At 74.8% G+C, this 12,005-nt stretch carries 15 protein-coding genes; 5 read left to right on the top strand and 10 right to left on the bottom strand.

What is annotated here, in order from left to right; translation table 11 throughout:
• The 3 genes from VF468_03905 to VF468_03895 form a co-directional block, all read right to left on the bottom strand.
• Window positions 1–1,135 (bottom strand): phenylacetate--CoA ligase family protein (locus tag VF468_03905; GenBank protein HEX5877457.1); only part of this gene is annotated, 1,135 nt, incomplete at its 3' end.
• 1 nt (window position 1,136) lies between these two features.
• Window positions 1,137–1,772 carry a TetR/AcrR family transcriptional regulator gene (locus VF468_03900; protein HEX5877456.1) on the bottom strand — a complete coding sequence of 212 codons (636 nt, stop codon included), beginning with the start codon at window positions 1,770–1,772 and terminating at the stop codon, window positions 1,137–1,139.
• A gap of 49 nt (window positions 1,773–1,821) precedes the next feature.
• On the bottom strand, window positions 1,822–2,205 hold the full coding sequence (locus VF468_03895) for a DUF1707 domain-containing protein (protein ID HEX5877455.1): 384 nt from the start codon (window positions 2,203–2,205) through the stop codon (window positions 1,822–1,824).
• Between the two features lie 44 nt (window positions 2,206–2,249).
• On the opposite strand from VF468_03895, the gene VF468_03890 reads away from it, so the two are divergent.
• Window positions 2,250–3,197: a serine hydrolase gene (locus tag VF468_03890; GenBank protein HEX5877454.1), complete on the top strand. Its 948-nt coding sequence runs from the start codon at window positions 2,250–2,252 to the stop codon at window positions 3,195–3,197.
• Entirely contained in the window at window positions 3,194–4,000 is an 807-nt protein-coding gene (locus VF468_03885; protein HEX5877453.1) for an alpha/beta hydrolase, read from the top strand. Before VF468_03890 ends, VF468_03885 begins: the two co-directional genes overlap by 4 nt.
• Here the strand turns inward: VF468_03885 and VF468_03880 are convergent, their stop codons facing one another.
• On the bottom strand, window positions 4,001–4,519 hold the full coding sequence (locus tag VF468_03880) for a hypothetical protein (GenBank protein ID HEX5877452.1): 519 nt from the start codon (window positions 4,517–4,519) through the stop codon (window positions 4,001–4,003).
• Between the two features lie 70 nt (window positions 4,520–4,589).
• Between VF468_03880 and VF468_03875 the strand changes: the two genes are divergently transcribed.
• Both VF468_03875 and VF468_03870 read left to right on the top strand, forming a co-directional pair.
• Window positions 4,590–5,450 carry a polyphosphate kinase 2 family protein gene (locus tag VF468_03875; protein ID HEX5877451.1) on the top strand — a complete coding sequence of 287 codons (861 nt, stop codon included), beginning with the start codon at window positions 4,590–4,592 and terminating at the stop codon, window positions 5,448–5,450.
• 11 nt (window positions 5,451–5,461) lie between these two features.
• The gene (locus VF468_03870) at window positions 5,462–6,019 is read left to right on the top strand and encodes a class I SAM-dependent methyltransferase (GenBank protein ID HEX5877450.1); all 558 of its coding nucleotides are present in this window, start codon (window positions 5,462–5,464) and stop codon (window positions 6,017–6,019) included.
• A gap of 94 nt (window positions 6,020–6,113) precedes the next feature.
• Here the strand turns inward: VF468_03870 and VF468_03865 are convergent, their stop codons facing one another.
• The 5 genes from VF468_03865 to VF468_03845 all read right to left on the bottom strand — a co-directional run bounded on the left by VF468_03865 (window position 6,114) and on the right by VF468_03845 (window position 9,720).
• Window positions 6,114–7,166: an ATP-binding cassette domain-containing protein gene (locus VF468_03865; protein HEX5877449.1), complete on the bottom strand. Its 1,053-nt coding sequence runs from the start codon at window positions 7,164–7,166 to the stop codon at window positions 6,114–6,116.
• Window positions 7,163–7,981, bottom strand: coding sequence for an ABC transporter permease (locus VF468_03860; GenBank protein HEX5877448.1), 819 nt, complete (start codon window positions 7,979–7,981; stop codon window positions 7,163–7,165). The genes VF468_03865 and VF468_03860 overlap by 4 nt, the downstream gene beginning before the upstream one ends.
• Window positions 7,978–8,757 (bottom strand): molybdate ABC transporter substrate-binding protein, encoded by a 780-nt coding sequence (gene modA / locus VF468_03855; GenBank protein HEX5877447.1) that lies wholly within the window; start codon window positions 8,755–8,757, stop codon window positions 7,978–7,980. The genes VF468_03860 and modA overlap by 4 nt, the downstream gene beginning before the upstream one ends.
• 10 nt (window positions 8,758–8,767) lie before the next feature.
• Window positions 8,768–9,196 (bottom strand): TOBE domain-containing protein, encoded by a 429-nt coding sequence (locus VF468_03850; protein HEX5877446.1) that lies wholly within the window; start codon window positions 9,194–9,196, stop codon window positions 8,768–8,770.
• A 179-nt stretch (window positions 9,197–9,375) separates the two neighbouring features.
• Complete coding sequence (locus VF468_03845; GenBank protein HEX5877445.1) at window positions 9,376–9,720, bottom strand: VOC family protein; 345 nt, start codon at window positions 9,718–9,720, stop codon at window positions 9,376–9,378.
• Window positions 9,721–9,799: 79 nt separating this feature from the next.
• Here VF468_03845 and VF468_03840 point away from each other — a divergent pair, with 79 nt between their 5' ends.
• A complete protein-coding gene (locus VF468_03840) occupies window positions 9,800–10,681 on the top strand; it encodes a sigma-70 family RNA polymerase sigma factor (protein ID HEX5877444.1) in 882 nt (293 codons plus the stop codon).
• Window positions 10,682–10,700: 19 nt separating this feature from the next.
• On the opposite strand, the gene VF468_03835 is transcribed toward VF468_03840, so the two are convergent.
• Window positions 10,701–12,005 (bottom strand): amino acid permease (locus tag VF468_03835; GenBank protein HEX5877443.1); only part of this gene is annotated, 1,305 nt, incomplete at its 5' end.

Below are 12,005 nucleotides of genomic sequence, written 5' to 3'. Positions count from 1 at the left end.
GGGCCAGGGGGTGGACGGCGACCGTGCCCCCGGCCGCGGCCGGCAGGTGGAGGATGTCGTCGTTGCGGCCCTCGATCCCGGCCAGCAGCCGGAACGGGCGGCCGCAGGGGCAGCGCTCGCCGGCCACGGCCACCATGTCCGAGACCTCGTAGCGGAGCAGCGGCTGGGTCCGGGTGACCAGGTTGGTGACGAGCAGCTTGTGGCCGACCTGCCCGGCCGGGACGGGCCGGTCCCGCTCGTCGACGGCCTCGACGATGGCCTGGTCCTCGAACAGGTGGATGCCGCGGTGGCGGTCGCAGTGGGAGCCGAGGATGCCGGCCTCGGTCATGGCGTACAGCTCGAAGGAGCTGCTCCCCCAGGCGGCCCGGATGGCGTCGCGCAGCTCGTCGGTGTGGGTCTCGCCCGAGCTGGCGATGGTCACGGGGCTGATCCGGAGGCGGCCGTCGAGCTGCTCGCCCGCCAGCAGCCCGAGCACCGACCCGTAGGCGTAAAGGAACTCGGGCTGGTGCCGGTTGAGGGCCTCGACCATGGCCGCGAGCGGGGTGGCCGCCTCCAGCCGCAGGACCCGGTAGAGGCCGACGTCGATGCTGGCCGCCATCCGGTAGGTCATGTGCAGGGGCCGGGCGGCGGCGACGGAGGCGATCCGCAGCCGCCGCGGCAGCCGGGGCCGGAGCCCCACGTAGTGGTTCCAGCGGAACAAGCCGGCCAGGTACTGGCGCCACTCGGCCCGGTCGGTGACGAACACGCCCTTGCGGCCGGTGCTCCCGCCGGTGGCCATGGCCCGGTAGCGGCCCAGCAGCAGCTCGTCGCGGTCCAGGCCGTCCAGGTGGGCCTCGACCGCGGCCAGGGTGAGCCGCCGGTCGGTGACCAGGTCGTCGAAGCGCTCCATCACCGTCGCCTTGTCGACCACCGGCAGGCGCCGCAGCTCGACCGGGTCGCCGGGGTCGAGGCCGGCGTAGCGCTCGCGGTAGAAGGGCGAGCTGGCCGTGGCGTGCCGCACGACCTCATCGAGCCGCCGGCGCTGGAAGGCCTCCAGCTGCTCGGCGCTCCAGTGGTCGTGCCCGATGAGCTCGCGGGCCAGGCGCATCGCTCCCGCCATGTCGGTGATCCGCTTGGCCTGGTAGGTGGCGTCCATGTCAGGACCTCCGTTCCGCCGCCGGGTCGCCGGCGGCCGCGCCCCGCAGGAAGGCGATGGCCATGGTGGACAGCAGCCCCTCGGGCACCCGGTCGGGGTCGGCCAGCCGCTCCAGGGCGACGCCGTTGCCCATCGCCACCACCGCCCTGGCCAGCACCTCGGGGGCCAGGGGCAGGGGCAGGCCGAGGCGGGCGTAGTCGGCCTCGATGAGGCCGGCGTAGGCCCCGACCAGGCGCTCGTGGCGGGCGGCGAACTCGCGCCGCAGGCGCTCGTCCCGGGCCGCGTGGGCCCAGAACTCGACCACCAGCGGGAACCACTCGCGCTCCCGCTCCAGCAGGGCCATGCGCCGCCCGGCCAGCAGCTCGGCGTGGGCCGGGATGGGCTGGTCGGTGCGGGCCACCTCGGCCACCTCGGCCACGAGCTGGTCGATCCGCTCGTCGAGGATGGCCAGGAACAGGTCGGCCTTGCCGCCGAAGCGGGAGTAGACGGCCCCGATGGTGAACCCGGCCTCCTCGGCCACCAGCTCGAGCGAGGCCGCGTGGAACCCGCGGCGCAGGAACAGCCGCCGGGCCGAGTCCATCAGCTCGGCCCGGGTCTGGGCGCTCCGCTCGGCCCGGGTCAGCCGCTGCTTCATCATAGTGGGGTTATTGTAATAGCACCACTATGGAAGTCAAGGGGGGCGGGCGCTAGTCGCCGCTGCTCCCCCAGTCCCAGGGGAAGATGGGCGTGTCCACGGTGCCCCCCTGGGCGTTGAGGATGGTCCCGAGCAGCACGAACACCATGATGACGGCGGCGAAGACCACGATCGCCAGCTGCAGGCGGATGGAGCGCTTGATCTCGGCCTTGTCGGCCCGCTCCCGCGACCCGGCCCGGTGGCCGCTCGCCTTCCACAGCTCGCGCGGGGTCACGGCCGCGTAGACCTTGCCCCGGCGGCGCTTGAGCTCCTCCAGGTCGATCTCGCCGGCCGCGTAGGCCTGCTGCAGCAGCCGGTCGGCGTCGTGCTTGTCCTGCAGGGAGATCAGCCTTGGGCCGTCGTCGTCCTGAAGGGAAGGGTCCCGCCGCTTCCTCATGGCAACCTCCGACGGTCGTGCGACCCCGCGATCATACTGTCGGGGTGCCCACACCGATGGATGCCTGCCGGCTGATCGACGAGGCGATCCGGTCCGAGCCAGCCTACGCCCACACCAGCCACCTCCTCGTGGAGGTCGGCGGCGAGGTGGTGTTCGACCGGCACTACCGGGGGCCGCGGGTGGCCGACGTGTTCTCGGTGACCAAGTCGGTGGTGGCGACCCTGTGCGGGATCGCGGTGCGCGAGGGGCGCCTGGGCGACCTCGACCTGCCGGCCGGCCGGGTCCTGCCCCGCCTGGACGGCACGCCCGCGGCCGCCCACACCGTCCGCCAGCTGCTCACCATGACCCGGGGGGCCGAGACCGACGGGCCGTTCGAGATCGACGAGGTCATGGCCCTGCCGGCGGGCTGGCTGGACCGGATCGCGGCCGCCCCGCAGCTGGACCCGCCGGGGACCAGGTTCCGGTACGACAACGGCGGCGCCCACCTGCTCGGCGCCGCCCTGAGCGCGGTCGTCGGCATGCCGCTGGCCGGCTACGCCGAGCCGCGGCTGTTCGCGCCCCTGGGGATCACCGGGTGGCGCTGGCCGAGGGACCCCGACGGCTTCCACTACGGCGCCGGGCATCTGCGGCTGGCCGCGGCCGACCTGGCCAAGCTGGGCCGGCTGTGGCTCGACGGCGGCCGCTGGCGGGGCCGGCAGCTCCTGGACCCGGCCTTCGCCGCCGACATGGCCACCGCCCACACCGGCGGCGGTCCCCCCGAGGACCGACCGTACGGCTACCTGCTGTGGGTCGCGCCCGACCACGTCTTCGCCGCCGGCTGGGCCGGGCAGCTGGTGGCCGCCGTCCCCGCCGCCCGGGCGGTCGTGGTCGTCACCGGCGACCCCCGCTTCGACCCCGGACCGCCCCCGACCGACCAGCTCCCGCCCCGCTGGCGGCCAGCCACCGAGCTGGTCGCGGCCCATCTGCTGCCCGCCCTCCTGGAGGTGGCGTGAACCTGCATTGGGACCCCGCCGGCCCGGCCCGCGGCCGGGTGGCGCTGCTCCACGGGATGATGTCCACCGCCGCCACCTGGTGGCGGATCGGCCCGGCCCTGGCCGGCATGGGCTGGACGGTGGACGCGCTCGACCTGCCGGGCCACGGCGACTGGCCGCGGCCGACCGGCCCGCTGGACCTCGACCGCCTGGTGGAGGGCGTCACCGGCCGGCTCGGCGGGCCGGTCGACCTGCTGGTCGGCCACAGCCTGGGCGGCATCGTGGCCGCCGCCCTGGCCGGTCAGGACCCGGGGGCGGCCCGGGCCGTGGTCCTCGAGGACCCGCCCGGCAGGATGGGGGACGGCGCCGCCGAGGCCCTGGCCGCCGGGGTCGAGACCGACGCCCGCCTGGTCCGCGACGATCGCGAGCGCCTGGTCCGCCGGGAGCGCGAGGCCAACCCGACCTGGGCCGACGAGGACGTCCAGCACTCGGTCGACGGCATCGCGGCCGCCGACGCGTCCGCGGTCGCCGCCGGCCTCCGGGGCCACCTGGTCTTTGACCTGACGGCCCTGGTGGCCGCGGTCCCGGTCCCGCTGCTGGTCCTGGCCGGCCGGGTCGGCGACGGGTTCCTCGAGGGCCGGGCCGGCGCCCTCCAGGGCCCCGACCGCGAGGCCGTCCGCGTCGCCGTGGGTCCGGAACGGTTCGTGGCCTTCGACGGCGGCCACTGCCTCCACCGCGACCTGCCCGGCCGCTGGCTGGCCGAAGTCGGCGGGTTCGCGGAGGCGGTCCTCCCGCGCGGCCAGGGCACGGCCTCGGGGAGCTGATCAGGCCGGCCCGGGGTCCCCGAGCGGGAAGCGGGCCAGGTCGTCGAGCCGCACCGCCCCGGGTGCGGAGCGGTCGGCCACCAGCGACACCGACCGGGCCGTCCACGACCCGGCGACGGGCCGGCCGGCCAGCTCCCCCGGCACCCGGCCCCGGGCCAGGACCACGTCGGCCTGGAACGGCTGGGGGTGGGTGACCGGCACCAGCTCCTGGGTCGCCTCGAACACGACCGCGGCCAGGTCGTCGAGCCCGTGGACGGGCGCGCCCAGCCACTGCCCGCCGAGGCGGCGGGTCGCCGGGCCGAGCCGGCAGGTCACGGCCGGCGCCCCGGCCAGCTCGGCCTCGAGGGCGACGCGCAGCCCCGGCACGACCCGGCCGTCGACGCGGCCGAGGGGGCGCAGCTTGACCAGCCACTGCTCGGGCACCGACCAGCGCACGCCCGGGAGTGCCGGCCGCTCCAGGGCCGCGAGCAGCGCGACCACCTCGGGCGGGGGCCGCACGGCCACGAACAGGCGCGTCATGACCCCAGTCTCCCAGGACCGGGGTCGCGTAGGATGCCGGCCATCGGTCCCCCGACTGGAAAGGCGACGCATGGGCAAGAGCTCCAAGGCAGCCGTACGGGTCTCGGACCTGCTGCGGGTCCCGGACGGCCCGGTCGACCTGAACGCGCTCGACCCCCGCGACACGCCCGGCTTCGACGGCGGCAAGGCGGCCGGCAAGGCCGAGCTGGCCGCCCTCGGCCCGCGCCTGTCCGACCTGCAGGAGCGGCTGCACGCCGAGGGGGCCAGCGGCGGGACGCGCCGCCTGCTGCTGATCCTCCAGGGCATGGACACCTCGGGCAAGGGCGGGACCATCCGGCACGTCATCGGCCAGGTCGACCCGCAGGGGTGCACCGTCGTGTCGTTCAGGGCGCCGACCAGGGAGGAGCTGGCCCACGACTTCCTGTGGCGGATCCGGAGGCGGGTGCCCGGGCCGGGCAAGCTGGGAGTGTTCGACCGTTCGCACTACGAGGACGTGCTGGTCGTCCGCGTCCACAACCTGGTCCCGCGGTCGGCCTGGAGCCGGCGCTACGCCGCCATCAACCGCTTCGAGGCCCGCCTGGTCTCCGACGACATCCGCGTGGTCAAGGTGTTCCTCCACATCTCCAAGGAGGAGCAGCGTCAGCGGCTGCTGGCCCGGTTGGACGAGCCGACCAAGCACTGGAAGTTCAACCCGCGCGACATCGACGAGCGGGCCTTCTGGGCCGACTACCAGGAGGCGTACGCGGCCGCCCTGGAGCGCTGCAGCACCGACGTCGCCCCCTGGTACCGGGTCCCGGCCGACCGCAAGTGGTACCGCGACTGGGCGGTCGCCAAGCTGCTGGTCGAGCAGCTCGAGGACATGAAGCTGAGCTGGCCGGCCGCCGACTTCGACGTGGAGGAGCAGCGGGCCCGCCTGCTGGCCGACGCCTGAGGAGCGGAGCTATGCCGCGACCGGCCGTTCGGTCCCCGGAGCGCATCCGCTGGGCCGTGCGCGTCATGGCCCCGGATCCCGGCGACCGTCTCCTGGAGATCGGCTGCGGCCCCGGGGTGGCGGTCTCGCTCGTCTGCGAGCAGCTGGCCGGCGGCCGCATCACCGCCATCGACCGGTCCCCCACCGCCATCCGCCGGGCCGCCGCCCGCAACGCCGGCCACGTCGCCGCCGGCCGGGCGGTCCTGCGCACCGCCGACCTGGAGTCGCTGCGCCCCACCGACCTGCCCGAGGGCCCGGGCGGGTACGACAAGGTCTTCGCCATGAACGTCAACCTGTTCTGGGTCCGCACCCCGGCCCGCGAGCTGGAGCTGATCCGGGCCCTGCTCGCGCCCGGTGGTGCCCTGTTCCTCTTCTACGGTTACGGCACCCCGGGCCGGGGACCGGCAACGGTCCCCGACGCGCTGGCCGGCCACCTGACCGACGGCGGGTTCACCGTCGAGGCCCTGACCGGGCCGTCGGTGGCCGGGGTGGTGGCCCGGCCGGTCGGGTCTCGTCGGGCTCCGGCGTGAGCTCGGCCGGTGGGTCCAGGCCGAAGACGTCGAGGTGGGGCTCGAACGGCTTGACGTCCAGGACCGGGGTGCCGTCCAGCAGGCGGCTCCATGGTCAGGCGGGGTAGATGGTGATCTCGGTGGCCTTGACGCTGGCCCAGACCGGGCCGCCGTCGGCCAGGCGCAGCTCGGCGGCGGCGGCCGGCGTGACCTCGGCCACGATCGGGACCGGGCCGGCGACCCGGACCCGCACCCGGTCGCCGACCACGTCCAGGGTATCGGCGGTGCCGTCCAGCACGTTGCGGGGCGTGCCCTCGGGCGGGCGCCGGTGCAGGGCGACGGCGCGGGGGTGGACGGCGGCGAACACCTCGCCCCGGTGCTCGCCGGCGGCGACCAGCCGTCCCCCGCCAGCCAGCTCGACGCCGTCGCCGCCGGCCCGGCCCCGGTACAGGTTGACCCCGACCAGCTCGGCCACGTACCGGGAGCGGGGCCGCGCGCTGACCTCGGCCGGGCGGCCGGTCTGGGTGACGCGGCCGCCTTCCAGGACGACCAGCCGGTCGGCCAGGGCCATGGCCTCCAGGGGGTCGTGGGTGACCAGCAGCCGAGTGCCGTCGAAGGAGGCCAGGTGGCGGCGCAGGTCGCGGCGGACCTCGGTGCGGGTGGCGGCGTCAAGGGCGGCCAGCGGCTCGTCCAGGAGCAGCAGCCGCGGGTCGCCCACCATGGCCCGGGCCAGGGCGACCCGCTGGGCCTGGCCGCCGGACAGGGCCCGGGGCCGGGCCGAGGCGTGGGCGGCCAGGCCGACCCGGTCCAGCCAGGCCGCCGCCCTCCGGCGGGCCTCGGCCCGGCCCAGGCCGCGGGCGCGCAGCCCGAAGGCGACGTTCTCCAGCGCCGACAGGTGGGGGAAGAGCAGGTAGTCCTGGAACACGAACCCGACCGGCCGCCGCTCGGCCGGCACCCAGGTTCCGCTCGCGGTGTCCTCCAGCACGGCCCCGTCGAGCACGACCCGGCCGCGGTCCAGGGCCAGCAGCCCGGCCAGGGCCCGCAGCAGGGTGGTCTTGCCGGCCCCGTTGGGCCCGAGCAGCACCACCAGCTCGCCGGTGGCCACGGCCAGCTCGACCTCGAGGTCCAGCCGCCCCAGGGTCAGCCGCAGCCCGGCCTCCAGGCTCATGCCGTCGGGAACCAGCGGTCCCGGAGGGCGATCAGCACGGCCAGGGAGATGGCCAGCAGGACCAGGCTGAGGGCGATGGCCGCCTCCAGGTCGGTCTCCAGGGCGATGTAGACGGCCAGGGGCATGGTCTGGGTGACGCCGGGGAGGTTGCCGGCGAAGGTGATGGTGGCGCCGAACTCCCCCAGTGCCCGCGCCCAGCACAGCGCGACCCCCGCGCCGAGCGAGGGGGCGACGAGCGGCAGGGTGACCCGCCGGAAGGTGAGCCAGCGGCCGGCGCCCAGGGTGGCGGCGGCGTCCTCGAAGCGCCGGTCCATGGCCCGCAGCCCGGCCTCGGTGGTGATGACCAGGAACGGCATGGCCACGAAGGCCTCGGCCAGGATGGCCCCGGCGGTGGTGAAGGGCAGGGTGATGCCGAAGACCTCGTCCAGCCACTGGCCGATCAGCCCGCGGCGGCCGAAGGCCAGCAGCAGGGCCACCCCGCCGACCACCGGCGGCAGCACCATCGGCAGGGTGGTCAGCGCCCGTACCAGGTTGCGGCCGGGAAACTCGACCCGGGCCAGCAGGAAGGCCAGGGGGACGCCCAGCACCACCGACACCGCCACCGCCCCCACCGAGCAGACCAGCGACAGCCGCACCGCCTCCAGCACCCGGGGGGTGGCCAGCTCCGCCCCCATGTCGGCCCACGGGGTCCGCCCGAGCAGGGCGATCAGGGGAACGGCCAGGAACCCGACGGCCAGGGCGGCCGGGACGGCGAAGCCGATCGGCGCCCGGCCTCCGGGGGTGGCCGCCTGGCGGCGCCGGGCGGTGGCGGTCACGTGGTCGGCGGCGGCAGGAACCCGTGCTCCTTGAGGACCTGCTGGGCCTCGGCCGAGAGGACCAGGTCCACGAACGCCTGGGCCTGGTCCTGGGCCTTGCCCCCCTTGACGGTGGCGATCGGGTAGGCCGCCAGGACGTTCTGGTCCTCGGGGATCTCGACCCCCTCGACCTTGTCCCCACCGGCGGTGACGTCGGTGACGTAGACGATCCCGGCGTCGGCCTCGCCCAGGGACACCTTGGTGACAACCGCCTTGACGTTGTCCTCCTGCGACACCGGCTGGACGGTGACGCCGGCCTTGCCCAGGATCGCGGCCGCGTACCTGCCGGCCGGCACCTCGGGGGCGGCCAGGACCACCTTGAGGCCGCTGGAGGCCAGGTCGTCGAGGCGCTGGATGTTCCTGGGGTTGCCCTTCTCGACCACGATCTGGAGCCGGTTGCTGGCGAAGTTCCGCGGGGGGCCGGTCAGGTCCTTGACCTTGTCCATGTTGGTGAGGTCGGCCGCGGCGAACACGTCGGCCGGAGCGCCCTGCTGGATCTGGGTGGCCAGGGCCTGGCTGCCGGCGAAGTTGAAGGTCACCTTGGTGCCGCCGTTGGCGACGGTGTACTGCTCGCCGATCTCGGTGAAGGCGGCGGTCAGCGAGGCGGCCGCGAACACCTTGACGTCGCCGGGCGTGGCCGCCCCCGAGCCGCCGCCCGAGTCGTCGCCGCCGCAGCCGGCGAGCAGGAGCGCTACCGCCGCCAGCACGGCGGCCGGGCGGGTCCGGGAACGGGGCATGCGGCCTCCTCTACCTCTCCCTCGACGTTGGTTCGCCACGCGGCGGCCCGGGCAGCTCGACCACCACGTTGGTCGCCTTGACCGCGGCCACGGCCAGCATCCCGGGGACGAGCCCGAGCTCGTCGGCGGCCTCCCGGGTCATCAGCGACACCACCCGGTAGGGCCCGGTCTGCAGCTCAACCTTGGCCACGATCTCGTCCTTGACCACCCGGGTGACGATCCCCTGGAACCGGTTGCGGGCCGACTGGGCGACCACCCCGTCGTACTCGGGCCTGTGCCGCAGCCCGGTCATGAACTCGGCCAGGGCGGCCCCGTCGACCACCCGCTGGCCCCCTTCGGTCCGCCGCGCCCCCAGCCGTCCTGTGTCCGCCCACCGCCGGGCCGTGTCGACGCTCACCCCGAGCAGGTCGGCCACCTGGCCGATTCGATAGCTTGGCATTTGCCGGTGATCCTAGCATGGCTCCCGGCGTTCGCAGGTTATTGACGGGGTTCAGCCCGCAACTGCGAGGTGCCTCCCTCGCGAGGGCCCACCCGTGCCAGTTCGGGCATGGGCCCGACCCACCGTCCCGGGGCGGGGACCAGGCCGGCGACCGCCCCGGTGCGTGCAGCCCCCGTCGGTCAGGGTTTCTGCAGCAGGCCGATGACGTTGCCGTCGGGGTCCAGGACGGTGGCGATGCGGCGGCCGCCGCCGACGTCGCTGACCGGCTGCTGGGCCTCGGCGCCGGCGGCGAGGAGGCGGGCCAGGGCGCCCTCGATGTCGTCGACGTGCCAGTAGCCGACCGGGCCGGTCATGCCCTTGCCGTGGCCGTTGGGGTCGAGGCCGACCTCCTGGTCGCCGGCGCCGAACTGGACGTAGTACGGCTCGTCCATGGACGGCGCGGTCCCGAGCAGCTCGGTGAAGATCGCCTTGGCCCGGTTGAGGTCCTTGACGGGGTAGATGACGGTGCGGAGTCCTGCGGCCATCGGTGCGCCTCCTCGTGGTGTCACATCGGCCGGCTCCTGCCGGTCAGTACGATGACGGATCGCGACCCGAGGATGTGACGTGAACGAGACCGGCTGGCTGGCGGAGCGGTTCGAGGCCCACCGGGCCCACCTGCGGGCGGTCGCCTACCGCATGCTCGGCTCCCCCAGCGAGGCCGACGACGCCGTCCAGGAGGCCTGGCTGCGGGTCAGCCGGGCCGACACCGGGCGGGTCGAGAACCTGGGCGGCTGGCTGACCACGGTCGTCGCCCGGGTGGCGCTGGACATGCTCCGGGCCCGCGGCGCCCGCCGCGAGGAGCCCCTGGACGACCACCGGCCCGACCCCGCCACCGTCCTTCCGCGGGAGGGGACCGACCCCGAGCAGGAGGCGATCCTGGCCGACGCGGTCGGGCCGGCGCTGCTGGTGGTGCTGGACACCCTGACCCCGGCCGAGCGGCTCGCCTTCGTCCTCCACGACCTGTTCGGCGTCCCCTTCGACGAGATCGCGGCCATCCTCGGCCGCTCCCCCGCCGCCGCCCGCCAGCTGGCCAGCCGGGCCCGGCGCCGGGTCCGGGGCGCCGACCCCGACCCCGGCGCCGACCGCACCCGCCAGCGCCGGGTGGTCGACGCCTTCCTGGCCGCGGCCCGCGACGGCGACTTCGACGCCCTGGTGGCCCTGCTCGACCCCGACGTCGTCCTCCGCGCCGACCCTGCGGCCGTCCAGATCGGCGCCGACGCCGAGGTCCGCGGGGCGGCGGCCGTGGCCGGCACGTTCACCGGTCGCGCCCGGGTGACCCGGCCAGCCCTGGTCGACGGCGTCCCCGGCGCCATCTGGGCCCCCGGCGGCCGGCCCCGGGTCGCGTTCGCCTTCAGCTTCGCCGGTGGGCGGATCGCCGCCATCGACCTCGTGGCCGACCCCGACCGCCTCCGCCAGGTCGAGCTGGCGGAGGCGTCCGGCGACTGACGGCGGCCCGGGGCCCGGGTCAGGGGGTCGAGGTCGGGGTGTCGTCTCTGGTCACGGCCTCGCCGGCCTGGAGGTCGGCGACGTGGGTGGTGCCGTAGCCCTCGCGCTGGGGCCGCCCGTGCTCGCCGCGGGTCATGGCGAACTCCTCCTCGGGCGACAGCACCAGGCGGTGCCGGCCGGCGATGGCGAAGTAGGCGATCCCGAGCACGAAGTAGATCAGGGTCCCGTACAGGCCCGGCCGGTAGTCGGAGTTGGAGTACAGCGAGATCAGCGACACCAGGGCGATCAACCCGGCCACGGCCGCGCCCCACTCGCCGACCGGGCTGCGGTAGGGCCGCTCGATGTTGGGGTACTTGCGGCGCAGCATGATGAAGGACAGGCACTGCATGAAGTAGGAGATGACGGCGCCGAACACGGCCATGTAGAGCAGCGCCCCCACGATCTGGCCGGCCAGGGCCCCTTCGCTCTTGCCGAGCTGGTAGATGAGCACGGCCAGGGCGTAGCCGACGACCGCGCCCGCGATCAGGGCCCGGTGGGGGGTGTTGCGGGTGCCGTGGGTGACCGACAGCCACTTCGGGAAGTAGCCGGCCCGTGACAGCGAGTAGGTGTTGCGGCCGTAGGCGTAGATGATGGTGAAGAAGCTGGCGATCAGGCCGACAAGGCCGATGAGGGCGAGCAGCTCGGCCGCGGTGCCGTCGCCGAACACGCCCTTGAACCCGTCGAACAGCGGCGTGGCCGAGGTGCCGAGCTCGGCCGCCCCCCCACCGACCCCGGTGTTGAGGAACAGGACGCCCATGCCCGTGACGATCAGGGTGACCAGGCCCCACATGGTGGCCCGGGGGACGTCACGGGCCGGGTCGTGCGACTCCTCCGCGGCCAGCGGCAGCTCCTCGATGGCCAGGTAGAACCAGATGGCGAACGGGATGGCCGGGAAGATCCCGGCGATGCCCTTGGGCAGGAAGCTGGAGCCGCCCTCCTCCGGTGGGATGTTGGTCCACAGGCTGGTGTCGAGCTTGCCCGAGGCCAGCACCGAGATGAAGAAGAAGGCCAGGACGCCGAGGGCGAGGATGTTGATCGCGACCGTGAAGCGCATGGTCGCCTCGATGCCGATGATGTTGATCCACACGAACACCACGTAGAAGACGGCCCACCAGGTGACCGGGCTGTTCCACCAGGGCTCGCCGACGAGGTTGAACAGCCCGGCGACGATGTCGTGCATCAGGAAGCCCATCGCCCCCACGACCACGGCCGGGGTGATCACGTACTCCATGTTCTCGGCCAGCCCGGTGATGAACCCGCCCCACGGGCCCATGGCCGAGCGGGC

Source organism: Actinomycetota bacterium (assembly GCA_036280995.1).
In the GTDB taxonomy this organism is placed as follows: domain Bacteria; phylum Actinomycetota; class CALGFH01; order CALGFH01; family CALGFH01; genus CALGFH01.
Note: the sequence above shows the minus strand (reverse complement) of the source record. Positions and strands in the feature narration are given on the sequence as shown.